Here is a 26,136-nt window from a genome sequence, read left to right as displayed (position 1 = left end):
CTCAATTCCGCAGTGCGATGTCTTCGGCGTATTCCAGATAGTGAGCAAGCGGCGGCGTGCCACGTGCGGCGTCCTTCGCTTCGTCATCCCAGCGGCGCAACGCCAAGGCATCTTCGGCGAACGGGCGCGCCAGAAAATCGCGCGCTTCGTCGGCATCGAATACGCCGCCTTGCAGCTGCAAACTGCGCACCGAATCGGGCGAAAGAAGCGCGTGGTATGAGGCATCGACCGCGCAGAGGCAGCGCTTGGCATCCACGTGAAGGCGGATCGGTTCGAGCACGGCATCCGCGAACAGCGGGCGTAAGAACGGCAGCGCGTAATACTGGTGGAGATCGTCGATACCGCGTGTAGTCGGCGTATCGCCCTGCAAGTTCAACAGATGCCCGAGGTCGTGCAGCAATGCCGCGACGATCAACTCGCGGTGCGCGCCCGCCTGCTCCGCGAGATACGCTGTCTGCAGCGCGTGTTCGAGTTGCGTGACGGGCTCGCCGCTATAGGCAAGCGCCCCGTAGGTGTCGAAGAGATGCCGGATGTCGTTGAGGGAGAGCGCCATCTTCCTGTGCAGTGCGAGGAGAAACGGTGATTGTCGCGAGTCTTCATGACGTGCCGATGGCATCGCGCACCTGCATAAAACCGCTGTTTTTAGCGTGTTACGATGCCCTTCGATCCGTCAATCATTCAATGCAGATGGCAACGTTATACGAAACGCTTGGAGTAGGCGAGCACGCAACCGAGGAAGAGATCAAGCGCGCTTATCGCAAGGCCGCGATGCGCTCGCATCCGGATCGCAACGCGGGTAACGAAGACGCCGCACGCGCGACGTTTCAAGAGATCAAGGAAGCCTACGCCATACTTTCCGATCCCGCGCAACGCGAAGTCTACGATCGCATTTTCGCGGAGGAGGTCGCGCGTCTGCATAAGGCGCAAACGGAGCGCGAAGCGAAGGAGCGTGAAGTACGCGAGGCGCTCTATGCGGAATATGTATCGCTCGCCATGCGGTTCGCATCACAAGGGCATAACCGCGATGTCGTCTTCGGCGCGCTGCTTGGACAGCAATGCGAGGAAGTGCAAGCGCGGCAAATCGCGGATAGCGCGATAGCGCTGCATGATTCGCGACAGACGGCTGACGCCGAGCCAGCCGAAGAACCCGTCGTTGAAAAGAAACTGGCGGGTCCCACGATCAATCCGCTTGGTTCCATGTGGTTCCAGTTTCTCAACAACCTGAAGCTTTAAATCGATGCCGTGCTACGCGGCCAGTCTTTCGCCACGCATGTTACGGTGACGCGGCGCGGGCGGATACACACACCAGTGGCCGTCGTCGTGACGGAAGAAAAACAGCGCGCGCGATGCAGCGCCCTGCAGCGTTTCCACACAAACGAAGCGGCGCCGGTCTGCGCGCGTGCGACTGAATTGCCTGACATGGACCGGCATGCTTCCGGGCGCCAGCCATTTTTCGACCTGATAGCGAAGGGATTGCTCTTTCGTGCATTTCATTCCGAGTCTCCAACACGCGGCATTCATGTTCGGGCTAACGGCCAGATGCGCTCAAGGCTTTACGCCCCGCCACTGAAATAACTATGCCGCAATGCATCACGTACCTGACAAAGCACTTTAACTCTACGCCTGAAAACCAGGCGCCTGCTCCAAGTTTGCGAAATAGCAACACGCTCACTTTGAACTGGCGGAGTACGGCTTCGAGTCGATTGAATGGTCATTCAACGCGATGAACGGGTATGTACGCGAACGGTCATATCAATGATCCGATGCGTGCGCTATCCGTCATTTGTGTAAGAGCCAGTTCCGTGCCGCGGCGCGGCATTTTTTTAGAGCGGCCGTGCGAAACTCAGTTCGTGGCCGTCGGGATCGGTGAGATGGAAGTAGCGCTCGTTCCAGGGCGCATCGCGCGGCGCGAAGTGCGGTTTCATTCCGCAGGCAAGCGCACGGCGATAAAACGCATCCACGTCGGAGACATGAATGATGAAGCGGCCCCACCATTGAACGGGACCATGTGTTTCGGTCGTGAAGTTGAGAAAGGACGCACCTAGCGCAAAAGAAGTGAATGCCTCGTTCGCGCCGCCATGCACGATACGAAAACCGAGCGCTTCGTAAAAGGCGACGGCACGAGGCATATCGTGCGTGGCGAGCGTAACGGCGCTGAGACTTTCAATGCGCGGTTCGTCTTGATTCGAATCGGTCATGTCATCCAGTGTGATGATGATGCGACACGAGCGGCAGCACGTTCAAATCCGGATGCGTACCATCGACGATACTTCGGCCGACATGCCGCGCGTCGTCGGCTGCGTCGTCGGGAGTCTTGAACGCGTCGTCGCCATCGGAATGGAAATGCACGGCGTCGCCAGGTTTATCCGCATGCGTGCCGGGTCTGCATACATAGGCAATATAGGCGTAGCTGTTAGACGCGGATTCAGGCGCTGCCTTGATTTGCGGCAGTGCATGAATCTCGAAGCCTTCGTATTCGAAAACGTGCCACTTTGGCGTGGGGTCGTCGGGCATGATCGCCTCCTTTCCATCTTCGCGCGGGCTATTCAACGTTACTCCTGTTGGCGCGATGAATCCATGTTTAAGCGCGTTGAAACGAACGATACGCTTGCTCCGCAGCGCGTTGGACGTTATGTTGAGCCACGGGCCTTTCGCCCGACGAGACTTGAACCATGACCGTCATCCGTCGCGTAGTGCGTGCGCTGTTTCTCGTGGTTATCGCAAGCTTAGGCTTTGCTACAGGCAACGCCGGTGCGCAGAACGAGAAGCCGTCGCTTGCACTCATCGACTGCACGCTTATCGACGATAACGCCGCGTATAACGATGCCGACATCAACCGCATCCAGAGCCAGCGCCTCGCGATGATCGGCACCGCGCTGCGCGACGACATGCGTGAGCGTGGCCTGTTCCGCATTGCCGATAACGCGCCCGCCAAGGACCTCATCGCGTCGCTTCAAGGGGCGCAAGACATGAGCGCCTGCAACGGCTGCGAACTGCGCGTAGCGCGCCAACTTGGCGTGGAGCGCGTGGGCATTTGCTGGGTGCAGAAGATCAGTAATCTGATCCTCAACATGAACCTTCGTGTGGAAGATGCCAAGAGCGGCGCCACGCTCTTTCAGCGTTCCGTCGATATACGCGGCAACACGGATCTCTCGTGGCAGCGCGGCGCCAAGGCGCTCGTCGTCCTGCTCGCCGACGATCCTTCGATGAAGCCCTGACGCGGCGATTGAACCCACGGCAACGAATTCGGGAGTTTCTCCCGCCTTCCGGCGTTGCCAGAGCGGCGCATGTTGGGCTAAGTTCCATTCGGGCACGCCCGTTCGACGCGGTCGCGGTGCCTGTCAAAACGAATTCGAATCGAACACGAATCAAAGCCGGAGACGACCATGCAAGCCAGATACAGGGCGGCGCGCTTTGCCTGCGCGTCGGTACTCGCGCCGACGCTCGCGCTTGCCGCAAGCTCCACGCACGCGGCCACGCCCACCGCCTACGTGACGACCGAGTCCGCCGGTGTCGGCGTCATCGATCTGGGCGATCTCTCGCTCAAGCAAACTTTCGATGTGGGCAAAGACGGTCCGCGCGGCCTGAGTCTCAACAAGGAAGGAACACGCCTTTACGTCGCGAACAAGGAGACAGCGGACCTTTCGGAGATCGATACATCGACGGGTAAGGTCGTGCGGCGCGTGAAGATCGGCAAGAATCCGGAGTTCGTGCGCGTGCGTGGCGGCTTCGCTTACGTGACCTACGAGCCGGGCGAATCCGGCGGTCCTCCGAAGCCCGGTCAACCCGAAAAGGACGATGACGATCCCAATGCGCCGCCCGCCGAGATCGCCATCGTCGATCTCAAGACGCTTAAGGTTCTGCGCTCGGTCAAGAGCGGACACGAAACGGAAGGCGTGGAATTCTCGGCCGATGGCAAGTCCATTCTCGTGACCAATGAAGGTGACGACACGGTGTCGGTGTATCGCGTGGGCAGCGGCAAGTTCGTGCGCACGGTCACGTTGCCGAAAGGTTCGCGCCCACGCGGCATCAAGGTATCGCCGGATGGCAAGCAGTATGTCGTGACGCTCGAGAACACGAACAAGTTCACCGTGCTCGATGCGGCCGATCTCAAGATCGTCAAGACCGTCGACACGAAGACGGGCCCGTATGGCGTATCGTTCGATCCTTCGGGCAAGCGTCTTCTCGTTGCCGCTTCGCGCGACAAGACCTTGCAGGTCTTCGATGGCAAAAGCTTCGAGCACTTAAGCGATGTACCGATTGGTCAACGTTGCTGGCACTTCAGCTTCACGCCCGATGGCTCGAAGATTCTCTTTGCATGTGGACGGTCCAACGCCGTGTATGTGCTCGATGCATCGAACTATCAGACGGTCAAGCAGATCGGTGATCTACCGCTCGCATGGGGCATCGTGACGTATCCGCCGAGCGCGGGATCGATCGAAGGGCGTTGAGTTTGATGCATGAAACGCGATGGCCGCCATGCGCGGCCATTTCGGTTTGTGCCTTGCATCGTTTCGTAAAGGAATCCGCGCCGCTCAAGAGAGCGCTGGTAGTATCGGGACAGGCTCGACGGCGAGGTGCACCATGTTCACATTGGCCGAGGCTTTCCAGGAGCTCCTGGATTCGCCCTCACGTAAGCGTCTGTTGATCGCAGCTCAAGGCGGCACTGCCAATTGTCATTGGCTGCCCGCATACGTCGGCAAGCATGGCGAGTTTCGTTGCGACCCGCGCGCTGCTAACATCGAAATAGACGACGATGCTGCCGAAGCAATCCGCCTCTTCTCCGCTGGTTCGCTTTCTTCATGCGCGCTCGTCGTGCATCTGGGTGAGCTTGGCGTCGGCGCACTCGTCATGGGTCCCGAATCGCCAAGCGACGCCATGCGCATGCTCGAACAACTCAAGGCCAACGCGCTCGGCCGCTTTGTCGAAAACTATCTGGCGGAGTTGCAGCAGCGCAGGCCAGCGAAGGTATATCCTTTCAAGCCGCGCTGAAGAATAGTTCGGATGGCTGATAAAACCATCTTTGACAATTCGAAGCAAGAACGCGCGGATAATGTCGAGCCGAACCCGACCGCGGAAAAGCCGCTGCGCTCAACATGCCAAAGATATCCGTCGTCATCCCCACTTACAACGCAGAGCGCTTCATCGTCGAAACGCTGCAATCGTTGCTGAATCAGGACGCCGATTTCGAAGTCCTGATTCTCGATGACGCGAGCCATGACGACACCCTCGCACGCGTGCGCAGCCTGAACGACGCGCGCATTCGCATCTTTTCCCTCGAGCATAATCAGGGGCGCGCGAGCAACGCAAACCGTGGCTTCAATCTATGCCGTGGAGAATACATTGCGCGCATCGATCACGATGACATTGCCGAGCCGGGCAGACTTCGCAAGCAAGCGGAATATCTCGATGCGCATCCGCATGTCACCGTGCTCGGCACGCAAATTCGCCACTTCGGTGAAGATTCCACCGTTAGCAATTTTCCGCTCGAAGACGGCGAGATAAAGGCCCGTTTCATGATCGGCGCGGCTTACCTCGCCAATCCGAGCGTGATGTTCCGGCGCGCGTTCATCCAGCGCTTCGAGATTCGCTACGATCCGAATCTGCACATTGTGGATGATCTCGGCTTCTGGTTCGACTGCATGCTGCATGGCGCGCGCTTCGCCAACCTTGCAGAGCCTTTGACGGCATACCGGATTCATCGAGAGATGACGTCGTTGAATCTCGATGTCGTAAAGCTCTACGAAGCCAAGAAGCGCCTTTTCATGCGTATCTTTCCCACGTTCTTTCCGCGTCTCACCGGACATGACGTGCAACGCCTGTGTACATTGCACGATTGGCCACTCAAGCCGGAAGCCGAACTCGATACATTGATCGACGCGTATCGCGCGGGCGGCGTCGCCCTTTCGCAGATCGACACGCGCTATGGTGTAAGCGCACTCGAACTCGAGTATCGAATGGTCGATATGCTCGATCGCAAATGGCGGGCGTCAGCACAGACCTATCCTCGTAGCGAAGAGGACAAGTTCCGCTGTCACCGCGCGATTGCGGAAGCGATGAGTCAACTCAAGCATGCTTGAGCGGCATACTCACTTCCACGCATAGCGCATCCCCACCCACACGCCACGCGGCGCGCCAACACCCAGAAATTGCTCGTTGGTGGTATCCGCGCCGTTGAACGTGTGATTCGGTCCGTTGAAGAAGTTCTCGCCAAGAATGGCGAAGTTCGCGTAGCGCTTGTTCAACAGATTCTTTACGGTCGCATAGACCTGCAACTGCTTGGTCACGTTGTAGGTCGTATCGAGATCGATCAGAAAGTAGCCGGCAATGCTGCCATTCGTGTCCTGATTGTTCTCGTCGCCGCGCGCGAAGATGCTGCTGCGATACGTGAGGTTGCTGCCGATATTCCATTGCGGCAGCGCGTTGTAGTCGAGTCGCACCTTGACCGTATTCGCCGGAATGCCCGGAATGCGATCGCCGGAGTGAACGGTGATATTGCCGCCGTCATCCGCGCTCGAATTGCTGGCGCTGCTCTCGGTCCATGTTGAACGATAAGTCGCGTTCACGTAGCTATAGCTCGCGGCCATGCCGACCGGTCCCCATTGCGTGCGGCCCGCGAGTTCGAAGCCTTGCCTGCGCGTCTTGCCCACGTTCTGAAAGTAGCCGAGCGTGCTTGCCGCGCCCTGGCTGCTGACGAACTGGATATCGTCGGAAAGGGTCGTGCTGTAGGCCGCCGCGCTCCATGTCGTCGCGTTGCCAAGGCGTCCACGCGCGCCCACTTCGAAGGTGCGCGAAATCACCGGCTTGAGGTCGGGGTCGGCGATGAAATCGTTCGGCAGCGAGCACGGTGCGGCCGGGTCGGCGCAAGCGAGTTCGATAGCCGTCGGCGAACGCATGCCTTCGTTATACGTGGCGTAGGCGGTGAAGGAGCGCGTCGGATTCCAGTTGAAACCGATAGCCGGATTGAAGCGCGAGAACGTGTGATTGCCATCGAGTAATGGCTGCACGCCGCTCTCGTCACCGATCACCGCCTTCGACCAGTTATAGCGCCCGGCGAGCGTCATGGACCATTGCTGCGTGAAAGAGAAGGTGTTCTCGAAGTAGATGCCCCAGTTCTGATTGCGCGTCTTGGCGTCCGTCTGCGGAACGAACGGACCCATGCCGATGGTCGCGCGGCTATCCGTGAACTCGGCATCCTGCGACGATTGCGAAAAATGCGAGTTGGCGAAGTCGCCCGCCGCACCGATCACCAACTGGTTGTCCTTGCCGAAGAGCTTGTTGAGCAAGGTGAGTTGCAGGCTTGCGCCATAGCTGTCCGTGACGATCACCGACTGGTCGTTGGTGGCCTGCGTGAGATCGATATCGTCGTCATCGTCGCCCTCCACGGTGCCGAAGTCGTCGTTGACGTTGCTGCTCACGTTCTTGTTGCGATAGTGACGGTAGTACAGATTGCCGCTCAACTGGATGTTCGGCGTGATGTAACGATCCGCCGACAGCGTGATATAGCCGACCTGATTCTCGTTGGTATCTGGGAACGTATAGGCTTGCTTGAAGTTGTTGAGGAACGAGCGCGGGATCGTCTGCGAGCCGTTTAGCGTGTTGTCCGCACCGCCCATCGAAAGGGAGATCGTCGTATCGGCGTCGGTGTAGCGCAGCTTGCCGAAGGCCTGGCGCAAGCGGCTAGAATTCTGCGCCGCCCAGCCGTTATCGTTCGTGATGTTGGCCGTGAAGTAGTAGTCGAGATGATCGCCGATCAACCCGCCTTGTTCGAACTGCGCCACCTTGCGGCCGAACGAACCGAAGCTCACATCCACCGCGCCGCCAGGGTTGTCCCGGCCGTTCTTCGTCGTCACCGCGATTGCGCCACCCAGCGTGTTCAAGCCGAACGTCGGGTTCGAGCCGGGAATGATCTGCATCGTGCTGATGGCGGCCTGCGGAATCAGGTCCCAGTTCACGACATCGCCGAACGGCTCGTTGATGCGTACGCCATCCAGAAACACCGAAAGGCCCTGCGGCGTGCCGAGCAGCGGCGAAGCCGTGAAGCCGCGATAGAGAATGTCCGTCTGCGATGGGTTGCCTTGCGCGTCGTTGATATCGACGCTGCCGACGTTCTTCTGCAAATAATCGGTGATGGTCTGGGAATGCTGCGCGTCGATCTGGCTGCCCTTGATGGTCTGCACGTTCGCGGGCACCTTTTCGAGCGGCGTGCCGACGCCGATGAGCGGTGTCGTGCCCACCACGACTACCGTGGGCAAGTCGGTATTCGGCGGCGGACTCGCTTCGAGGACCGGTGCCACAACGGCGGGAGGCACCTCTGGAGCGCTTGCCGCCTGCGCCCATGCGCCGACGGTGATGCTGGCGAACGCACCGCCGAACGCGAGCCGCAATCCGGCTCGGGGTTTGAACCGATGCGCTGACTTGCGCTCGCGCGGCATGCTTCTCATCGTCGTCTCCTCTTGTTATTGCAATGTCGGCTTGAGGTAAGTTCGTTTCATTGAAAGCGTCGCATAAGAACACGCGCGCGCACCGGGAGCTTTTCCCGATTCAGCAGGGAAGCGTTCCCAATCGCACAAACGGTGTCGGGCCCGAGGATGAAGCCGTGCGTAGAATGCATTCCGTGATACCAAACGAATCTCTTCCCTCGCTCTCCGAACGCCCGCCCGCGCGTTCCATGCGCTCGACCGTATGGAGCGATCTCGCCTGCGTCGTTCTTATCACGGTGCTGGCCGGCATGCTGTTCGCGGCCTTCGACTTCAACGAGTTCACCTACCGATGGACGCGCAGCGCCGAGCGTTTCCAGCTCGATGAATTGCCCGCCACGCTCGTCGTGCTCGCAATCGGCTTCGCGTGGTTCGCGTGGCGGCGCTACCGTCAGGCGCAGCGTGAAGTTCGGCGGCGCCGGGCGCTGGAGGAAGAGGCGGAGCATCTGCTCGCGGAAAACCGTAGGCTCGCGAGTCAGGCCATTGCCGCGCAGGAAACCGAGCGCCGGCATCTCGCGCGCGAACTGCATGACGAACTGGGTCAGTACCTCAACGCCATTTCGCTCGATGCGGGGCGCATCCGCGATTTATCGCTCGAACGCGAGCCTGAAGTGCATCGTCTTTCGCTTGCGCTCATGCAAAGCGCGACGCATGTGTATCGCGAAATCGGCGGAATGATCCGCAAGCTGCGTCCGATCGGTCTCGATGAATTCGGCTTGCCGACCGCACTCGAACATTGCGTGGACGGCTGGCGCGAGCGCTTGCCCGATGCGGTGTTTACGCTAGCCGTCGATGGCGACTTCGACAATCTCAACGATGCGCTCAACATCACGCTCTACCGTCTCGTGCAGGAAGGCCTGACCAACGTGTCGAAATTCGCGCGCGATTCACGCGTCGAGATTTATCTGGCGCGTGCGCCGGCAGGCGAGATCGTGGTGACGATGACCGACGATGGACCGGGTGTCGATCTCGCGAAGCCGCGCATGGGATTGGGTCTCATCGGCATGCGCGAACGCGTGGAAGCGCTCGGCGGCGAATTTCATATCGCCAGTCAACCCGGTGCGGGCTTCCTGTTTTGCGCGCGCGTTCCGGCTCAGGCGGGACTGCCGTTGCCTAGCGAATTGAACGAAGGAGCGAACGGCGCGTCGGTGAAGTCGGCGAAATGAAGGCCTAGCCGGTTTGCTATTTGCGCGAGTTGCACGCCGTTATCGGCGCCGAATTTCTGCCGGATCACGGATTGATGGTTCGCCACTGTCTTCTGACTCAAGCCGAGTTTTTCCGCGATACTCGGCAATGTATAGCCTTGGACCAAGAGCCGCAGCACCTCGAATTCGCGTGCCGAAAGCTGACGTCCGGGCGGTCCTTCCTGAATGGTTGCGCGCAACGCCAGCGCCTGTGATATGTCAGGGCTTAGGTAACACACGCGCCGCGCGACGGAGCGTACCGCTTCGACCAGGACATCGGGTGCGCTCGCTTTCGTGACGTAGCCACGCGCGCCCGCATCGAGCGCGCGGCGCACGAAGATGGCTTCCTCGTGCACGCTGAAGATCAGGACATGCGCATGCGGCTCGCGCGCGAGCATGCGGCGCATGGCTTCTATTCCACTCGCGCCGGGCAGCGCAAGGTCCATCACCACGACATCCGGCTGCAAGGCGCAAAACTTCTGATACGCCTCCGCCGCGTTGCCCGCCTCGCCCGCGACGCTCACGTCGGGACTCAATTCGAGCAAGCGCTTGTAGCCTTCGCGCACTACGGCATGATCGTCCACCAGCAGCACGGCGATGTCGGCAGTCATGGTTGTCTCTCTCCGTTCTTGTTCGAATGGTTCTCGCGCGATTCGGCGGCTATGCGCCGCGAATTCGCATCGTTGCGAAACATGATCGGTTTTTCTTCCGGCTCCTGACGCATCGTGGCGGCCCGCACCACTTCGATCACGCGCTCGTGATGCGGGGACTTGTCGCAGACCGGGTCCGCGTTCGCGGGATCTTGCGTCAGCAGATACGCCTGACAGCGGCAGCCGCCGAGATCGATCGCTTTCTCGTCGCAACTGCGGCAGGGTTCTTTCATCCAGCCGAAGCCGCGAAATCGATTGAACGCATCGCTCTCGTACCAGATGTCCTTGAGCGGCGTCTCCGTGACGTTGGGGAACGTAAGGCCAGGCAACGAGCGCGCCGTATGACAAGGCAAGGCGGCGCCATCGGGCGCAATGCCGAGAAACACCGAGCCCCAGCCGTTCATGCAGCGCTTCGGACGACGCTCGTAGTAATCGGGCACGACGAAGTAGATCTTGCACCGGTCGCCAATCTCTTTGCGATAACGCTCGACCACCGCTTCGGCTTCCTGCAGTTGCTCGGCCGTCGGCATGAGCTGCGCGCGGTTCGCGTGCGCCCAGCCGTAATACTGCGTGTTCGCGAGTTCGAGATACTCCGCGCCCATGTCGAGCGCCATGTCGATAATGCGTCCGATATGCGGCAGGTTATAGCGATGCAGCACGCAATTGAGCACCATCGGAAAGTCGTGCGCCTTGATCATGCCGGCCACGCGCTTCTTGAGGTCGAACGTCTTCGTGCTGGAAAGGAAGTCGTTGAGTTCCTGCGACGAGTCCTGAAACGAGAGTTGAATGTGATCGAGCCCCGCGTCCTTGAGCGCGGTGAGACGCTTGTCGGTGAGACCGATGCCCGACGTGATGAGGTTCGTATAAAAGCCGAGCTTGCGCGCTTCGCCGACCAGTGTTTCGAGGTCGTCGCGCAAGAGCGGCTCGCCGCCGGAAAAGCCCAGTTGCGCCGCGCCCAGCGCACGCGCCTGACGCAACACGTCGAGCCATTGATCGGTGTTGAGTTCGCGCGTGTGATCCGCGTAGTTCACCGGGTTGTAGCAGAAGACGCAATGCAACGGGCATCGATACGTCAGTTCCGCAAGCAACCACAACGGCGGCGGAATGACCGCTGCTTCGGGGTCCGGCTTGGCAATCGGTTCGGACAAGTCAGTCATGCTTCACTCCAGCACTTACGCAAGCCAGCCGCGCGCGCGCGCTCCGGCAATGAAGGCCCGCACGTCGTCACCGAGATTGCTCGCGCCGAACGCATCTTCGAGATCGGCGACGAGCTTCGGTATATCGCGCGTGCCGTCGCAGCGCAAAAGAATCTGCGCCGCGCTCTGATTGAGCTTTACCATGCCTTCCGGATAAAGCAGCACATGCGCGTCCTGCGCCGGTTCCCATTGCAGACGAAACAGGCGCTTGAGTTGCGGGCGCAACGCGTCGTCCGGCGCTTCGACCGCTTCCGTGATTCGTTGAGGAGGATTGGCGTCGCTCATTGCGGGAAGGCCTTTTCGATCGAATCGAGCATGGTCCAGAGGATGTCGAGCTTGAACTGCAGGATGTCGAGCGCGCGTTGTTGCTGCTCGCGCGTGTTGAAATGCGCGAGCGTGACTTCGAGCCCGTGTTCGACATCGCGCTGCGCAAGCGACACGCGTGAACGAAAATACGCAAGCCCGTCCGGTTCGATCCACTTGTAGTGCTCGGGCCACGTCGCAAGCCGGTCCTTGTGTATCTGCGGCGCGAACATCTCCGTGAGCGACGAACACACCGACTCTTGCCACGGCGCTCGACGCGCGAAATTCACGTAGGCATCGACGGCGAAGCGCACACCCGGCGTCACGAACTTGAGCGACCAGAGATCGTCGCGCGAGAGGCCGACGGCATCGCCCAGACGCGCCCATGCCTCGATGCCGCCAGGCTGATCTTCGTCACCGTCGTGATCCAGAATGCGCAGCACCCAGCGGCGGCGCGTCTCGCGATCGGGACAATTGGCCATGACGGCCGCATCTTTCAGCGGGATGTTGATCTGATAGTAGAAGCGGTTCGCCACCCAGCCGCGAATCTGTTCCGGCGAACAGCCGCCGCTATTCATCTTCACGTTGAAGGGATGGTGGATGTGATACGCCGTGCCTTTCGCGCGCAGTTGCTCTTCGAACTGTTCACGCGTCCAGGCGGGGCCGGCTTCCTTCAACGCGGTGAAGATCGGCCCGGTCGTGGGATTGAGCATCGGCGTGGCGGGAAAATCGGACATCCAGTTTCTCCGGAATTCAAAGCTCGAACGTCATGCCGTCATGCGCGACTTCTATGCCGTGCTCGGACAGTATGCGCCGCTCGGGTCCATCCTCGATGAGGATCGGATTGGTGTTGTTGATGTGAATGAGCACTTTGCGCACCTTGCGCGTGTTTTCGCGGTCGATCGAATCCAGCACCTCGATCATGCCGCCCGCGCCGCTTTGCGCGAGGTGGCCCATGTCGGCGCCGGTTTTCTTCGTGAGGCCGAGGCGGATCATCTCGTCGTCGGTCCAGACGGTGCCATCGACGAGCAACAGGTCGGCTTCGCGCATGGCATCGAGCACATGCGGTTCGAGTGTCCCTAAACCCGGCGCATAGAAAGCACGCTTGCCCGTCGCCGTATTCGTGAACATAAGGCCGATGTTGTCGCCGCGCTCGGGCGCCTCGCGATGCGGCGAATAAGGCGGCGCCTTGCTCGACAGCGGCAGCGCATCGACGACAATACGCGGCAGTTCGGGCACCGTGAGCGAAGTGCCATCGAGCGCGATACGCCGCTGCTCCACGCCGCAGTAATGCGAAAGAATCGACGTGATGGGAAAGCCGGTGGAAAGGTCTTGCCACACTGCGTCGGTCGTATAGAGCGGCAGCGGTGCGCCGCGCTCGCGCAACATCAAGAGTCCGGTGACGTGATCGATCTGCGCGTCCATGGTGATCACCGCGGCGATTCCGGTATCACGCACGCGCCGCGCGGGCTGCAGTTCAGGATTCGCCGCGATCTGCGCGAGAATATCCGGCGATGCGTTCACGAGCAGCCAGTCTTCGCCGTTGTCGCTGACCGCAATCGACGACTGCGTGCGTGCTCGGGCAGCAATGGTCCCGCGCCGCACGCCGTCGCAATTGCGGCAATTACAGTTCCATTGCGGAAATCCGCCACCCGCCGATGAACCCAGCACGCGGATCTTCATAACGCCTCGCTCAAAACCAGTGCCGTCATGGCCACATCCTTCTCAAGAGACCATCGCGGTCGATCAACTGATGCTTCAACGCACCAAGAAAATGCAAGACGACCAGCGCGGCCATGATCCACGCCAGATAGCCGTGGATGCCGAAGAACAGGCCGCGCAACGCCTTGTCGTCCCAGCCCCATTGTGGCAGAAGCACACCCCAGAAGCGCGTGCCGAACTTGTTGAACGACGAACCGAGGTATCCAGTGAGCGGCATTGCCACCATGCCAACGTATAAAAGAGCCTGCGTGATGCTCGCGGCGGCGCGTTGCCACGTCTGCATCGGCGGTAGAGGCGGCCGGCCGTAGACCAGTCGCACTACGATTCGAAGCAGCACCAGCAGGAAAACGGTCAGGCCCAGCGACTTGTGGAAGTTGATGAGCGACGACTTGAAGGCCAGCCCGCGCGGCAGGCCGACCATATAGAAGCCGATGCACAGCATCGCGATGATGGCGATGGCGATCAGCCAGTGCAGCGCGATCAGCGGACGGGCGAAATGCTCGTCCGACGCCTTAACGCCGGGGCGTATGGCAGCGGGCGTTTTCGCTGCGCTCATGGCGTCTCTCCGTTGGAAGGGGTTTGGTCTCTTGGTAACAGGTCCACCGGGTCCATTCTTATCGTCTGCTTAACGCTTGGCGATCAGCAATTCCCCGCGTCCGTCGACAGCGAGATCGCCGGCGTAGCGTCGAGGCAACACGCGCGAGTCGAGTGTCGCAAAAGGCGCCATCTCGCGGGCCAGCATGCGCGTGAAGAGCGCCCAGAAGACATCGAAGCCGTGACCGCCTTCGGTGAACGTCGGCGCAATGCGCGGCTCGTGTAATAGCACGAGCGTGCCGCGCCGCATGCCGTAGGCTGCATGCGCGCCGGTCTTGCCTGCAATGCATACGCTGCCCGCTACCATGCGCGACGCCGCGAAGTCGCCTGCATTGCCGGCGACGAGCACGGTGCCTCGTCGCATACGGTCTGCAAGACGCGCGCCCGCGTTGCCGTGAATCACGAGCGTGCCGCCGCTCATGCCGTCCATGTCGCCGGCTAAAGCGCCTGCCGCGAAATCGCCCGTATTGCCGTGCACTTCGAGGCGACCGCCTTGCATCTCGCATGCCGTGAATGCGCCCGCGTTGCCATGAACGTGCAACGCACCGCCTGTCATGCCCATGCCCGCGTGATCGCCGGCATCGCCATGCACTTCGATCGTGCCTTCGGCGAGCTTCGCGCCGATGCGATCGAGCCAACGCGCATCGCCTTCGACGAGCAGGGACGGCGTGTTTGCATCGGCTCTAGCGATGTCGAACAGTTCGCCAAGCGCGCAACGTTCACCCGCGCCCTGCAATTCCAGATGCGTCAATTCATCGGTGGATAAGGAAGCAAGCGCCGACGGTATTAATGTCGATGCATCCACGCGAAAGCCCGGGGCACCTTTTACGCGCAATGTAATGGCGTTCATGCGCGGCTCCCGTCGATGCCCGCCGCCAATTCATGCAGCTTGAAGTGATACGGTCCGAGCTTGCCGCCATAGTTGCCTGCTGAAATGCGCAGCACGCCGCCCGCGCGGCCGATCGATGTTGCGGCTGCCATGCCCGCCGTCATCGCGGCGCCCACGTCCGCATCGGTCAATCCGTCGATGACTATCTCCAGCACGCAAGCCACGTCGCTCGTCAACTCGCTCTTCCTCGACAAGCCGACGAGCGTCGGGCAAAACGCATCGTTGGTCGATGCCGACGCGCCCGCGTACTTCGAGCCGATCTTCGAACCCGAGCGCACCACGCCGCCCGGAAACGGCGTGATGATGTTGGGCAAGCGATGCATCGCCGCGACCGCTGCCTCGGCCGCGGCAAGCGCGCTATTCAGGTCGCGCGCCAGGAACAGCAGATTGCCGCCGCCGACAGCCTTCACCGTCGCCGTGGATTCCTCGCAAACAAATTCGCCATCCATGACGGGCACGCGCCAGTAACGCGTGCCGTCGAGCATCTTCGAGATCTGATAGCCGTCGCCGAAAAAGCGCAAGCCTGCGCCGAGTGGTGCGTTGTCCGAGAGCGGCGCGCGGCTCGTCGCGGGATCGATGCCGCCATAAACTGCCGTCGTAGGACAGGTGAGCACGCACTGACCGACGCGCCGTGCAATCTGCTTGGCGAGTTCCTTCGACGATATCGCGAACATCAACACCGCGACGCCGGGCCTGCCGTCGGGCGTTTCATCGCCGTTCATGTCACGTTCGATGCCCGCCTCGCAGCCGCAATCGATCACGGAGGTCGCAAAGCCGGTCAACGAATTCGCCGCGTGGCGCGCCCACGTCGGCGTGTGCGCGGTGATGACAAGACGCGTCGCCTTCATCGGAAAGGCTTCGGCGAAGGTGTCGTCTATCTGTGTGTCGTTGATGCGAAGCGCGGTCATTCATCGACCCCCGCTTGCGTCGAAGCACGCGACCGGCAAGAGCCGTCCGCCATTGCAGCACGCGCAGATTTCGTCGTCGCCGATGGCTAGCTTCTCGAACTTGCTCGCGAGATTCGCTTCGGCGAATTCGCGCACGCGCTTTTCGATAGCGCGGTCGTATTCGGGCTGCACGTAATGAATGCCGCCCGTGGGCGTGGCGAGCAATGTGCCGTCACGCGCGATCAGTTCGCCGTCCTTGAACACGAAGGCGGGTGACGTGAACATGCGTTCGCGGTCCGCGTCTTCACGATACACCGCGATATCCGCCGCCGCGCCTTCGCCGAGATGTCCGCGGTCCGTGAGCCCGAGCAGACGCGCGGGGCCGGCGCGCGTGATGATCGCGATGTCGTAGAGCGAGAACTCGCGCTCGATGTCTCCAAGCGCGCTGGCGGTTTTCGCATCGGCGTGAAGCTTGGCAAGCTGTTCGTCGCGAAACGACTTGTCCATCAACAAGCGAATCAGATGCGGATAGCTCGTAAAAGGCGCGCCATTCGGATGATCGGTGGTCATCGACACTTGCCACGGATCGTCGACGAGCAAGAAGATTTCGAGGCCGATGATCCATTGCAGCGCATTCACGAAGCTCTCTTCGCGATAACGAAACGGCACGACGCCGCAGCCCGCATCGCATTCGATATCGCCCAGCACCCACTTGCGCGGATGCGCGAGCGGCGCGTTCTTGAACTGCATCATCGTGTCGCCGGAAGCGGTGACGGTCTGGCCGAACATGATCTGCCCGACGTCGATGGTCACGTTGGACCGTGCGTTGACCGCTTCGGCAATCGCGCGAGCGCCCGATGAAAACTTGCGCGGACCTTCCGTGCCGTAGCTATGAAACTGGATATGCGTGAGATGGATTGGCAGGCCTTCGGCGGCATCCATCGTCTTGATGGTCGATTCGAGATTGCCTGGCACGCCGAGGTTGCTCGCATGCACATGCAAGGGATGCGGCACCCGCAACTCGGTCAGCGCGCGCGTGAGCGTGCGCAGCACATCGCGTGGTGTGATGCCGTAATGCACGTGCTTTTCATCGACATCGAGCGAGCGCTGATTGAACTTGAATGCCGAGATGCCGCCCGGATTCACCACCTTCACGCCGAGCGCCTTGCTCGCGTTGACGGTCCAGCCCACGTAATCGCGCAGACGTTCGAACTCTTCTCGCGCGGCGAGCATCTGCAGGAACAGTTCGTCGTTGCCCATCATCACGTAGGCGCCGTGATCGATGATCGGTGTATCGCCCATTTCCAGATGCGCGTGGCGCGCGTTGGAGGCGATCATCGCGGGTTCGAACGCGGCCGTGTAGCCCATTTCCGCATAACGGTAGCCGGTGGCGAGCGTGCCGGGCGTGCATGTGCCGCATGAAGGCAGGCGCAGATAACGGCCTTCGTCGTCGTTGCGTCGCGTTGCGAGCGGATCGTTGCGATGATCCTCGGGCAACAGCAGCCGCGACAGATTCGTCTTGCCGCCGCCGATATGCGAATGCAGATCGATGCCGCCCGCCATCACCACCATGCCGCTCGCGTCGAAGTCGCGTTCGGGCGCGATGGATTCGCCCGCTGCATCCGCGACGATGCGGCCATCGCGGATATAGATGTCGCACTTGTGCCCATCGATTTTGTTGACGGGGTCGAAGACCACGCCGCCGCGCAGACGCGTGAGGCTCATGACGGCCTCCCGGCTTGCGTCAGTTCGCGTACGATGGCCGCAACGGTGGGATAAGCGGCATCGCGCGCGGCAACAAGCGGCGCGACCACGGAACCGTCCACGCGAAACAAGTGCCCGCCACTGTCGATGCCCGGCGTGGCCACCGGGATGAACACGGTAGGCGCGCGACGCGTGCCGACAACCGTCGCACGATGGCCAAGGACGATGGCAGGCACATCATCGTCAAGCGATGCAGGTAGCGCTTCGGGCGCGAAGCTCGACACCCATAACAGCGCATCGATCTCGCCGCGGCTCGCGAGCGTCTCGGTGCGATAGCGCCATGAATCGTGATCGAGCGGCAAGCCGTAGGCCACGCGCGTGCGCAGCGGAAAACCCGAGAGCCATGTGACGGCCTGATTCACCGTGAGTGCGCCATCGTCGCCGCCAAGGGCGAGCGCGCCGGCACGCGTCGTCTTGTTGAGCGCCTTGACGATACGGCTCAACGCTTCGATGGCCAACGCCGCGTGCGGGCCCGGCAGCGCCGCCGGCTCATGGATGATGGCCGTGTACTTCGCGGCCAGAATGCGTTCGGTAAGCGCGGCGAGTTCGCTGGCGGCGCCCGTGTCGTCGTTCAGCGCCGCGGGCTTTCGGCCTTCTACCAGCGCGGACCATATGGCGAGCATGTCGAACGGTTCGGCGTTTTCCAGTCGCGCTTCGACACGCGCGCCCGCTGCGGGATCGACGCCGCACCCGACGAACACGATATCCACGCCGCGATCTTTGGCCGCAATGCGCTCGTAGAAACGCGGATAGCGCCGCGCCGGTTCGCACGCGACAACCACGATGAGGTCGGCACGCGAACGCACTTCCGAGAGCGTCGTGAAGAACGCGCCACGGTCCTGCAACGCGAGGTTCGCGGCGGCGAGGGTATCGCCGTGCAGGTGATCGAGTATCGCGCCGCTCTGGGCGGCGAGTTCATAGAGCGCGCGTGCGCCGGCTACGTCGGTTGCCAGTCCGCCAAAGAGCGGCCGTTTCGCCACGGACAGGATTTGCGCGGCACGCTGGAGCGCCGACGCGAGATCGGTGGCTTGCCCGTCTACCGTCGGCGGGCAGGGCACGCCGGGCGCGTCGAGCGCTGCAAGGGACGAGGCAAGCCGAGGGCAATCGGTGTCTGTCGCCGCGAGTTGTTGATCGCCGGTGCGCTTCAGCGAGATGTCGTCGCATAGCAATGGGCAGAACGGGCAGGTCCAGTTCCGTTGCCCTCTTTCCTTGGGCGACGACTGCGAAGCCGCGTTCGATGTTGTGGGAGATGCGTGCATGGGGCTGCAAACGAGCAAGGTCCATGCCGATTTCACGCGGTGCTCCTGCGTGGTCGACAGGTCGCGCTGCCGATACTGCATTACCCACATCTGCAACGGCATTGTTCCGCAATGAAACACACTGTCACCCATGCACGCCCGGATGCAACAGCGGCATCCCGCACGCTTACAAAGCTCTGGCGTCGTGTTTGATGAGACATAACGGCGCGCGCCGCGCTTGGCATGGATATTGAGTCAACCTTCCGACGAACGGTGCTGACCAGCTAGCAAGGCCGCATCATGAAGCGCCGAAGCAACGAGCCAGCCCGCGGCGCCGCTGTGCTCGGCAACCACGAGATCATCACGATGACGAATGCCGCCCGCGCCGATGAGTTCGCGCGAACCCGCGAGCGCCTTCACTGCGGCGAACGTGGTCAAGTCCGGTCCCGCGAACGCGCCGACCTGATCGAGCGTCATGACGATGACGCGCGACGGCCACCAGTCGCTGCCCGATGGCGTCGACCCGAGCGCGCGGCCTGCGCGATAGTCGAGCGAGAGGATCGGGTCATGGTTTGCGGCAAGGGCTTCTTCGAGAGCGTTCGGATCGAGCAGGCTTTCGGTGCCGAATACAGGGACGACACGAGAACGGGAGGACGAGCGCCTGAATGAAGCGATGCGCTCGAACAAGGCCTGCATCGGCATGAAGCCGGCGTAGCCTGCATCGAGCCAGATGGAAACGCCGTCGCCCAAAGCATCGCAAATGGCGGCTAGCACAGGCGCGTGATCGCCGCGCTCGAGGATCGCGCCGAGGTCCGCGATGTAGAGCGTGCGTGAGCCGGTCGCGTGGATCAGCGCGGTGGCGACATCGACGGGTGCGCTCGTCGTGCACAACGAGGACCGGATGGGCCGATAGCCTGAGCGTTCGCCGCGCACCGCGCGCACCGCGTGGCCGTCGAGCAGATCGAGAACGGGTATCACCTGCATGGATGGCTTTCCTTTGACCAAGATCTTTGTGTTCGAGTATCTCACTGGCGGCGGCATCGATCCCGATGTCGCGGGCGCGGGCAGTCTTGCGGACCTGAGCGCGCTGATCGTCGAGGGCCGCGTGATGCGCGACGCCATCGCAGCCGATCTGCGCGCGTTGCCGGGCATCGACGTGACCATCGCGAGTTCGCGCTTCGAGCATGTCGATGCCGCCTACGCGCACTGCAAGGCCGAGCCGGGCGAATCCGTCACGCGCTTCGTCGCCCGCATGGCGCGCGCCAACGACTACGCGTGCATCATCGCGCCGGAATGCGATGGTTTGCTGCTGCGTCTTTTCGATGCCGTGGGCGCCGCGCGCTGGCTTGGCTGCGCGAAGGAAACGATTCGCGCGGCATCGAGCAAGAGCGCGACGGCCGCTTGTCTCGCGGCGCGCGGCATCGCGGTCACGCCCGCACTCGATCCCGACGATGCATCGCCTGACGACGCACGCCGCTGGGTCGTCAAGCCAGATGACGGCGCAGGCGGCCTCGATACCTACGTCTACGACGAACTCGACGCCGCCCGCGCCGAATACCAAGCGCGCGCGGAAGCGGGCCGCAATCCCGTGCTTCAGGCGTGGGTCGATGGTGAACCGCTCAGCGTCTCGCTGATTTGCGACGACGAAGGCGCGCGCGTGGTCTCGATCAACCGCCAGAACATCGGGCTTTCGCATGCGGCCGGTAAGCACATCGTCCAGTTCGATGGCGTCGATGTAAACCGTATCGATCGGCATGGGCCGCAAGGGCGCGCGCTCGAACGGCTCGCGCTACGTGTGGCGGAAGCGTTTCCGGGGCTGCGTGGCTTCGCGGGCATCGACGTTGTCTGGAATCCGGCGCGCGGGCCCGTGGTCATCGAAGTGAACCCGCGTTTGACGGTTGCTTATGCAGGCTTGAGCCACGCGTTCTCGCGCAATCTCGCGGCGGAACTGCTCGCGGCGCATCACGTCGCGGGTTTTGCGGATGAACGCGATTCGGGTCCGTTGCGCGCCTGTCAGGGAGCGTCCTGATGACGCATCGGCAAGCGCCGGTATTCGGCTGGGACGTGGGTGGCGCGCACGTCAAGGTGTCGATGACGACCCGCGAGAACGGACTCGCCGATGTCGCGCAATGGGCGTGTCCATTGTGGCAGGGCATGACGCATCTCGAACGCGCCATCGATCACGTGTTCGAACGCTGGCCCGATGCCGCGCATGCTTCGGCGCGTCACGCGGTCACGATGACAGGCGAAATGGTCGATCTCTTCAGCGACCGCGCCGAGGGCGTGCGCACGCTCACGCGCACCCTTGCGCAGCGGCTCGGCCCGCGCACGCTGTTCTACGCGGGCGAAGCAGGCTGGCTCGCGCGCTCTGCCTGCGCGGATGGCTGGCGCAAGGTGGCATCGGCGAACTGGCTTGCGACCGCGCAATGGGTCGCGTCGTGCGTGCCGAATGCGGTGCTCGTCGATATCGGCAGCACGACCACGGACATCATTCCCATCGTGGCGGAACGCGTGGTTGCGCGCGGCTCGAACGACGCCGAGCGGCTCGTGAGCGGCGAGCTCGTTTATCAGGGTGTCGTGCGCACGCCCTTGTGCGGCGTTGCGCAACGTATCGCATTTCGTGGCGAGACCACCGGCGTGATGAACGAATGGTTCGCGACTTCCGCCGATGTGTATCGCCTGACCGGCGAACTGTGGCCGCAACACGATCAGCATGCGAGCGCCGACAACGGTCCGAAGACCGAGGCCGCGAGCCGCACGCGCATTGCGAGGATGATCGGCCGCGATGCAGCCGACGCGAGCGATGCCGAATGGCGCCGCTTCGCGCACGCGTGGCGCCACGAACAGTTGCGCACGCTCGAAACGAACCTTGCGCGCGTGAGTGCGCAGCATGAAGCGCTGGCTCGTGCACCGATCGTCGGTGCGGGCTGTGGGCGCTTTCTCGCCACGGCACTGGCGCGTCAGGAGGCGCGCGGTTATATCGATTTTGCGCGGCTGGCTGGTGTGGATGACAACGACACCGAGCGTGCCGAATGGGTTTCGACGTGCGCGCCGAGCGTGGCCGTGGGCTTGCTCGCGGCATCGGCGACGGAGCGTGCGACGGCGGGCAGCGTCATGGCATCGACGTGATGGACAGGCGACAAAGAAGAGCGGCGACGAACCGGGTGCGTGGCCCGGCGGCAGCATGAAAGCGGTCAATCTCGAACGAGGATAACGGCCATGTGGGTGGTGAAGATCGGGGGTAGCCTGAGTCACGACCCTGCGCTGCGCGAGTGGCTGACGCAGCTATGGGAAGTGGGTGGCGGGCGGGTCGTGATCGTTCCGGGCGGCGGCGATTTTGCCGATGCCGTGCGGCAGTATCAAAGCGAATGGCATTTCGATGACCTGGCGGCGCACAACATGTGTCTGCTCGCCATGGCGCAGTACGCCATTCTCATGCAAGGCGTGGCGCCCGAACTCGTGCTGGCGTCGAACGAGGAACGCATCCGGCGCGCATTGCGCGATGGCCGCGTGGCGGTGTGGGTGCCAACCGATCTCATGCGCTCCACGCCCGACTCGATGACCAACTGGGACACGACTTCCGACAGTCTCGCCGCATGGCTTTCCGCGAGACTCAATGCGGAGCGGCTGATGATCGTGAAGTCATGCGATGTCGAAGCGAACGCGCCCTTGGAGACGCTCGCAAACGAGGGCATCGTGGACAAGCGCTTTCCGGCCTATGTGCGCGACGCCAACTACGTCGTGGAGATTTTCAGCAAGGGCGATGTGAACGTCATGCGCGACAGGCTCTTGAATCTCGCTGTCTGATGCCTCGAATGCCCGGCGCTTTTATTCCAGGCGCCGGGAATGCATGCGTCAAAGCGTGAGCGCGCGTTCGCCGTGCAGCGCATTGACCCATCGCGTCACGCGCAGCGGATCGAGCCGTCCCGCGCGGCCGGCGTTCTCATCGCATAACGCGCCGCGAAAGCCCGCGATATCGGGCCTCAACGAACGGATGCGTTCGAGATCGTTCCATCCGAGCGAACCCGCGAGCGCGGTCATGCCGCCGCGTCTGCGCATGATGGCCATGCACTCCGCGAGCACGGTGACATCGACACAATCGAACAGCGTGCGTCCGTCCTTGTGAGCGGTATCGAAGACGATACCCACGAAGCCGAGTTGCACGGCAAGCGCCGCAAGCGAACGGTCCACGCCTTCGTCGGAGAGCAGCACGGGCACCACGGCCGCTGGCAAGCCCGCCAGATGACGCAAACATTCGACCGCACCGGGCCCGGCGTTCACGCCGACCTTCACGTAATCGACGCCCGCCGCGGCGACGTCGAGCACACGCGTGGTGATCTCATCGAGTGCGTCGTTGGGCAGGTCGCCGATAGTGGCGCTAATCGGCCGCACAGCGTAACGCGCGCGCAACGCGCCAACGATGCGCGCGATTTCATCGACATTCACACCGCCCAGCGCGCCCGCGCCCGGTTCCTTCAAATCGATCAGTTCCGCGCCTGCCTGCGCGGCATCGAATGCTTCATCGGCCGAGCGGACGCTCGCGAGCAATGCGGTCATGGTCTGACTCCAAGGGGGTGCTTCAGAGAGTAATCAGGAACCAAGGGCCGACGTGCTGAGCGCCCTGGCGCGATATTCATCGATAGCCTGCAAGAGCCAGTTCCATGCCGTGCGTTCCGCATCGCCCGCGGTCTTGTCGATGGCAATGCGCAGATAAGCGATCTCGCTATCCACCTTCTCCGGCGGCAACATGAAAAGCCGGCTCACGAGCACCGCGCCTTCGACAACCGCCGCTTGAGCGCGATTGAAACCCGCGAACGGCGCATGCGTTTCGCGATAGACGCATTCCATGCGCAGCACGGGACGCGTCTCGTCCTCGCTCATATCGGCGAGTCGCAGTTCGGTATGCGCAAGCGTGTCGGCAAGCCGCACGCTCGGCACCGCATTGGCCGGAACCGTGGGCCAGTCGCGCGCGATGCCGGTGACACAGCCAGCAAACACGCGCACGTCCGTCGTGAAGTTGATGACGGCGCTGCGTGTGGCGATGACATTGTCGAGTGTGGTGGACGGCCTGAAAGGCGCAAGGATCGCGAGGCCGTCTTCGAAACGCACGCCCATGGGCGCGATGTGCGGCCGGCCATCGCTATTCGCTGTCGTGACGATGGTCTCGTAGATCATGGCGGCGCGCGTCGTTCGGTTGTTCATAACCGCACGGGCGAGCCGCATCGTTCTTTGAACTTCGAGCGATGCAGCGCCGTGCGGGTTCATCCGCCTCTAGCGGGTGGCGATATACATCGTGATTTCAAAACCAAAACGCATATCGGTGAAGCTGGGCGTGGTCCATTGCATAGTCGATCCTCCAGTAATGACGGTGGTTGCCTCGCTTGCACGTCTGACGGATGCATTCGTCACACAGCCGGGAGACGCCGGCGCGAATGGTTCACGCAAGCGTCATGCCATCCGCGCCGTGACGCCCGCAAATAGCACGGCAGGGCGGCAAAAGGCATTGCAAGCCGGCACTGTGACAAAAACGCAGCAAAGTGTTCCATCGGCGTGGCGAGGCTTCGCGAACGGGACAGTAGATAAGGGATTGCTTAGCCTCGTGCAAGTTAATCGTGAATTCCTTTCTGAAAGCCGCGAGCCTACTCTGCATTCACAGCAGGCGAACACAACAGCGCGGCGGGCGCCATCGAGCGAACGTCCTCTCATCTCCACTGTCGAGGAAACGGAATGAACGACTTCAACAAGGCTGCTGTAGAGGCAGCGCGCAATCCGTCCGATCCGCGCTCGCGTTATGCGGCCGGCGTCATGAAGTATCGCGAGATGGGTTACTGGCAGCCCGATTACGTGCCGAAGGATACGGATGTCATCGCGCTCTTTCGCATCACACCGCAAGCGGGTGTCGATCCTGAAGAAGCCGCGGCAGCCGTTGCGGGCGAATCGTCGACGGCGACGTGGACGGTGGTCTGGACCGACCGTCTCACCGCTTGCGACATGTACCGCGCAAAGGCGTATCGCGTGGAGCCCGTGCCCAATGCACGCGCCGACGATCCGCAATACTTCGCGTATATCGCTTACGACCTCGATCTGTTCGAGGAGGGGTCCGTGGCGAATCTCACGGCATCGATCATCGGCAACGTCTTCGGCTTCAAGCCTTTGAAGGCGCTGCGGCTCGAAGACATGCGCATTCCGGTTGCGTATCTGAAGACGTTTCAAGGGCCGCCGACGGGCATCGTCGTCGAGCGTGAACGGCTCGACAAATACGGACGCCCGTTGCTCGGCGCGACCGTCAAGCCCAAGCTCGGCCTCTCGGGCAAGAACTATGGACGCGTGGTCTATGAAGGTCTGAAGGGCGGCCTGGACTTTCTGAAAGACGACGAGAACATCAACTCGCAAGCCTTCATGCACTGGCGCGACCGCTACCTCTTCGCAATGGAAGCCGTGGCGCGCGCACAAGCCGAGACCGGCGAAGTGAAGGGCCACTATCTCAACGTCACCGCGGGCACGATGGAAGACATGTACGAACGCGCGGAGTTCGCCAAGGAACTCGGCTCGTGCATCGTGATGATCGATCTCGTGATCGGCTGGACCGCCATTCAGTCGATGTCGAAATGGGCGCGCAGAAACGACATGATTCTGCATCTGCATCGTGCGGGGCATGGCACTTATACGCGGCAACGCAATCACGGCATCTCGTTTCGCGTGATCGCGAAATGGTTGCGCATGGCGGGCGTCGATCATGCGCATGCGGGCACGGCGGTCGGCAAGCTCGAAGGCGATCCGCTCTCCGTGCAGGGCTATTACAACGTGCTGCGCGAGTCGCGTAACGAAGTGGACTTGTCGCGCGGCATCTTCTTCGATCAACCGTGGGCCGGTTTGCGCAAGGTCATGCCGGTGGCGTCGGGCGGCATTCATGCGGGACAGATGCATCAGCTTCTCGACCTCTTCGGCGACGACGCCATTCTGCAGTTCGGCGGCGGGACCATCGGGCATCCGCAAGGCATACAGGCGGGCGCCGTGGCGAATCGCGTGGCGCTCGAAGCGATGGTCAAGGCGCGCAATGAAGGGCGCGACATCGTCAACGAGGGCATGGACATTCTCGAAGCCGCCGCGCGCTGGTGCACGCCGCTCAAGGCCGCGCTCGATACGTGGCGCGACGTGACCTTCAACTATGCATCCACCGATACGCCCGACTACGCGGTGTCGGCGACGCCTGCCTGACGCATCTCATC

The 26,136-nt window shown here is 62.0% G+C and carries 29 protein-coding genes; 10 read left to right on the top strand and 19 right to left on the bottom strand.

The features are described from left to right. Position 1 precedes the first annotated feature (1 nt). A complete protein-coding gene (locus LDZ28_RS20095; RefSeq protein WP_244828846.1) occupies positions 2 to 553 on the bottom strand; it encodes a phosphonate degradation HD-domain oxygenase in 552 nt (183 codons plus the stop codon). Positions 554 to 687: 134 nt separating this feature from the next. Between LDZ28_RS20095 and LDZ28_RS20090 the strand changes: the two genes are divergently transcribed. Further along, positions 688 to 1,233 (top strand): DnaJ domain-containing protein, encoded by a 546-nt coding sequence (locus tag LDZ28_RS20090; RefSeq protein WP_244828845.1) that lies wholly within the window; start codon positions 688 to 690, stop codon positions 1,231 to 1,233. Between the two features lie 12 nt (positions 1,234 to 1,245). Here the strand turns inward: LDZ28_RS20090 and LDZ28_RS20085 are convergent, their stop codons facing one another. The 3 genes from LDZ28_RS20085 to LDZ28_RS20075 form a co-directional block, all read right to left on the bottom strand. After that, positions 1,246 to 1,494: a hypothetical protein gene (locus LDZ28_RS20085; protein WP_244828844.1), complete on the bottom strand. Its 249-nt coding sequence runs from the start codon at positions 1,492 to 1,494 to the stop codon at positions 1,246 to 1,248. Between the two features lie 329 nt (positions 1,495 to 1,823). Further along, positions 1,824 to 2,198, bottom strand: a complete 375-nt coding sequence (locus LDZ28_RS20080) for a VOC family protein (protein WP_244828843.1) — start codon at positions 2,196 to 2,198, stop codon at positions 1,824 to 1,826. Position 2,199: 1 nt separating this feature from the next. Next, positions 2,200 to 2,514, bottom strand: coding sequence for a hypothetical protein (locus LDZ28_RS20075; RefSeq protein WP_244828842.1), 315 nt, complete (start codon positions 2,512 to 2,514; stop codon positions 2,200 to 2,202). 158 nt (positions 2,515 to 2,672) lie between these two features. Between LDZ28_RS20075 and LDZ28_RS20070 the strand changes: the two genes are divergently transcribed. From LDZ28_RS20070 to LDZ28_RS20055, 4 genes are all read left to right on the top strand, one after another. Further along, entirely contained in the window at positions 2,673 to 3,218 is a 546-nt protein-coding gene (locus LDZ28_RS20070; protein ID WP_244828841.1) for a DUF3280 domain-containing protein, read from the top strand. 168 nt (positions 3,219 to 3,386) lie between these two features. Next, positions 3,387 to 4,451: a beta-propeller fold lactonase family protein gene (locus tag LDZ28_RS20065; protein ID WP_244828840.1), complete on the top strand. Its 1,065-nt coding sequence runs from the start codon at positions 3,387 to 3,389 to the stop codon at positions 4,449 to 4,451. Positions 4,452 to 4,584: 133 nt separating this feature from the next. After that, a complete protein-coding gene (locus LDZ28_RS20060) occupies positions 4,585 to 4,992 on the top strand; it encodes a hypothetical protein (protein ID WP_244828839.1) in 408 nt (135 codons plus the stop codon). 104 nt (positions 4,993 to 5,096) lie between these two features. Further along, positions 5,097 to 6,080 carry a glycosyltransferase gene (locus tag LDZ28_RS20055; protein WP_244828838.1) on the top strand — a complete coding sequence of 328 codons (984 nt, stop codon included), beginning with the start codon at positions 5,097 to 5,099 and terminating at the stop codon, positions 6,078 to 6,080. A 9-nt stretch (positions 6,081 to 6,089) separates the two neighbouring features. Here LDZ28_RS20055 and LDZ28_RS20050 read toward each other — a convergent pair whose 3' ends face one another. Continuing rightward, positions 6,090 to 8,444 (bottom strand): TonB-dependent receptor, encoded by a 2,355-nt coding sequence (locus LDZ28_RS20050; protein WP_244828837.1) that lies wholly within the window; start codon positions 8,442 to 8,444, stop codon positions 6,090 to 6,092. A gap of 164 nt (positions 8,445 to 8,608) precedes the next feature. Here LDZ28_RS20050 and LDZ28_RS20045 point away from each other — a divergent pair, with 164 nt between their 5' ends. Continuing rightward, positions 8,609 to 9,646 carry a sensor histidine kinase gene (locus LDZ28_RS20045; RefSeq protein WP_370652166.1) on the top strand — a complete coding sequence of 346 codons (1,038 nt, stop codon included), beginning with the start codon at positions 8,609 to 8,611 and terminating at the stop codon, positions 9,644 to 9,646. Here the strand turns inward: LDZ28_RS20045 and LDZ28_RS20040 are convergent. The 11 genes from LDZ28_RS20040 to LDZ28_RS19990 all read right to left on the bottom strand — a co-directional run bounded on the left by LDZ28_RS20040 (position 9,574) and on the right by LDZ28_RS19990 (position 19,891). Beyond that, positions 9,574 to 10,275, bottom strand: coding sequence for a response regulator transcription factor (locus LDZ28_RS20040; RefSeq protein WP_244828835.1), 702 nt, complete (start codon positions 10,273 to 10,275; stop codon positions 9,574 to 9,576). The genes LDZ28_RS20045 and LDZ28_RS20040 overlap by 73 nt on opposite strands. Next, positions 10,272 to 11,471, bottom strand: coding sequence for a pyrroloquinoline quinone biosynthesis protein PqqE (gene pqqE, locus LDZ28_RS20035; RefSeq protein WP_244828834.1), 1,200 nt, complete (start codon positions 11,469 to 11,471; stop codon positions 10,272 to 10,274). Before pqqE ends, LDZ28_RS20040 begins: the two co-directional genes overlap by 4 nt. Before the next feature lie 15 nt (positions 11,472 to 11,486). Continuing rightward, positions 11,487 to 11,795, bottom strand: a complete 309-nt coding sequence (gene pqqD / locus LDZ28_RS20030) for a pyrroloquinoline quinone biosynthesis peptide chaperone PqqD (protein WP_244828833.1) — start codon at positions 11,793 to 11,795, stop codon at positions 11,487 to 11,489. Beyond that, a complete protein-coding gene (gene pqqC, locus LDZ28_RS20025) occupies positions 11,792 to 12,526 on the bottom strand; it encodes a pyrroloquinoline-quinone synthase PqqC (protein WP_244829732.1) in 735 nt (244 codons plus the stop codon). Before pqqC ends, pqqD begins: the two co-directional genes overlap by 4 nt. 40 nt (positions 12,527 to 12,566) lie before the next feature. Then, positions 12,567 to 13,496 (bottom strand): pyrroloquinoline quinone biosynthesis protein PqqB, encoded by a 930-nt coding sequence (gene pqqB, locus LDZ28_RS20020; protein ID WP_244828832.1) that lies wholly within the window; start codon positions 13,494 to 13,496, stop codon positions 12,567 to 12,569. A 25-nt stretch (positions 13,497 to 13,521) separates the two neighbouring features. Further along, positions 13,522 to 14,091, bottom strand: coding sequence for a cytochrome b (locus tag LDZ28_RS20015; RefSeq protein ID WP_244828831.1), 570 nt, complete (start codon positions 14,089 to 14,091; stop codon positions 13,522 to 13,524). Between the two features lie 69 nt (positions 14,092 to 14,160). Further along, complete coding sequence (locus tag LDZ28_RS20010; protein WP_244828830.1) at positions 14,161 to 14,979, bottom strand: formylmethanofuran dehydrogenase subunit C; 819 nt, start codon at positions 14,977 to 14,979, stop codon at positions 14,161 to 14,163. After that, positions 14,976 to 15,926 carry a formylmethanofuran--tetrahydromethanopterin N-formyltransferase gene (gene fhcD / locus LDZ28_RS20005; RefSeq protein ID WP_244828829.1) on the bottom strand — a complete coding sequence of 317 codons (951 nt, stop codon included), beginning with the start codon at positions 15,924 to 15,926 and terminating at the stop codon, positions 14,976 to 14,978. The genes LDZ28_RS20010 and fhcD overlap by 4 nt, the downstream gene beginning before the upstream one ends. Next, positions 15,927 to 17,630: a formylmethanofuran dehydrogenase subunit A gene (locus LDZ28_RS20000; RefSeq protein ID WP_244828828.1), complete on the bottom strand. Its 1,704-nt coding sequence runs from the start codon at positions 17,628 to 17,630 to the stop codon at positions 15,927 to 15,929. Next, positions 17,627 to 18,928 (bottom strand): formylmethanofuran dehydrogenase, encoded by a 1,302-nt coding sequence (locus LDZ28_RS19995; protein WP_244829731.1) that lies wholly within the window; start codon positions 18,926 to 18,928, stop codon positions 17,627 to 17,629. Before LDZ28_RS19995 ends, LDZ28_RS20000 begins: the two co-directional genes overlap by 4 nt. A gap of 234 nt (positions 18,929 to 19,162) precedes the next feature. Further along, positions 19,163 to 19,891, bottom strand: a complete 729-nt coding sequence (locus LDZ28_RS19990) for a HisA/HisF-related TIM barrel protein (RefSeq protein WP_244828827.1) — start codon at positions 19,889 to 19,891, stop codon at positions 19,163 to 19,165. A gap of 13 nt (positions 19,892 to 19,904) precedes the next feature. Between LDZ28_RS19990 and LDZ28_RS19985 the strand changes: the two genes are divergently transcribed. From LDZ28_RS19985 to LDZ28_RS19975, 3 genes are all read left to right on the top strand, one after another. Further along, positions 19,905 to 20,936, top strand: coding sequence for an ATP-grasp domain-containing protein (locus tag LDZ28_RS19985; RefSeq protein WP_244828826.1), 1,032 nt, complete (start codon positions 19,905 to 19,907; stop codon positions 20,934 to 20,936). After that, the gene (locus tag LDZ28_RS19980; protein WP_244828825.1) at positions 20,936 to 22,036 is read left to right on the top strand and encodes a hydantoinase/oxoprolinase family protein; all 1,101 of its coding nucleotides are present in this window, start codon (positions 20,936 to 20,938) and stop codon (positions 22,034 to 22,036) included. The genes LDZ28_RS19985 and LDZ28_RS19980 overlap by 1 nt, the downstream gene beginning before the upstream one ends. 90 nt (positions 22,037 to 22,126) lie before the next feature. Next, a complete protein-coding gene (locus LDZ28_RS19975; protein WP_244828824.1) occupies positions 22,127 to 22,714 on the top strand; it encodes an aspartate kinase in 588 nt (195 codons plus the stop codon). A gap of 48 nt (positions 22,715 to 22,762) precedes the next feature. On the opposite strand, the gene LDZ28_RS19970 is transcribed toward LDZ28_RS19975, so the two are convergent. The 3 genes from LDZ28_RS19970 to pqqA form a co-directional block, all read right to left on the bottom strand. Beyond that, complete coding sequence (locus LDZ28_RS19970) at positions 22,763 to 23,464, bottom strand: (5-formylfuran-3-yl)methyl phosphate synthase (protein WP_244828823.1); 702 nt, start codon at positions 23,462 to 23,464, stop codon at positions 22,763 to 22,765. A 33-nt stretch (positions 23,465 to 23,497) separates the two neighbouring features. After that, positions 23,498 to 24,082, bottom strand: a complete 585-nt coding sequence (locus LDZ28_RS19965) for a DUF447 domain-containing protein (RefSeq protein ID WP_244829730.1) — start codon at positions 24,080 to 24,082, stop codon at positions 23,498 to 23,500. A gap of 96 nt (positions 24,083 to 24,178) precedes the next feature. Continuing rightward, complete coding sequence (pqqA, locus tag LDZ28_RS19960) at positions 24,179 to 24,253, bottom strand: pyrroloquinoline quinone precursor peptide PqqA (RefSeq protein ID WP_008354335.1); 75 nt, start codon at positions 24,251 to 24,253, stop codon at positions 24,179 to 24,181. 381 nt (positions 24,254 to 24,634) lie between these two features. Between pqqA and LDZ28_RS19955 the strand changes: the two genes are divergently transcribed. After that, positions 24,635 to 26,125 carry a form I ribulose bisphosphate carboxylase large subunit gene (locus tag LDZ28_RS19955; RefSeq protein WP_244828822.1) on the top strand — a complete coding sequence of 497 codons (1,491 nt, stop codon included), beginning with the start codon at positions 24,635 to 24,637 and terminating at the stop codon, positions 26,123 to 26,125. Positions 26,126 to 26,136 lie beyond the last annotated feature (11 nt).

The organism is Caballeronia sp. TF1N1 (assembly GCF_022878925.1).
In the GTDB taxonomy this organism is placed as follows: domain Bacteria; phylum Pseudomonadota; class Gammaproteobacteria; order Burkholderiales; family Burkholderiaceae; genus Caballeronia.
The sequence above is the reverse complement of the archived record's forward strand: the minus strand, read 5'-3'. Positions and strand labels throughout refer to the sequence as shown.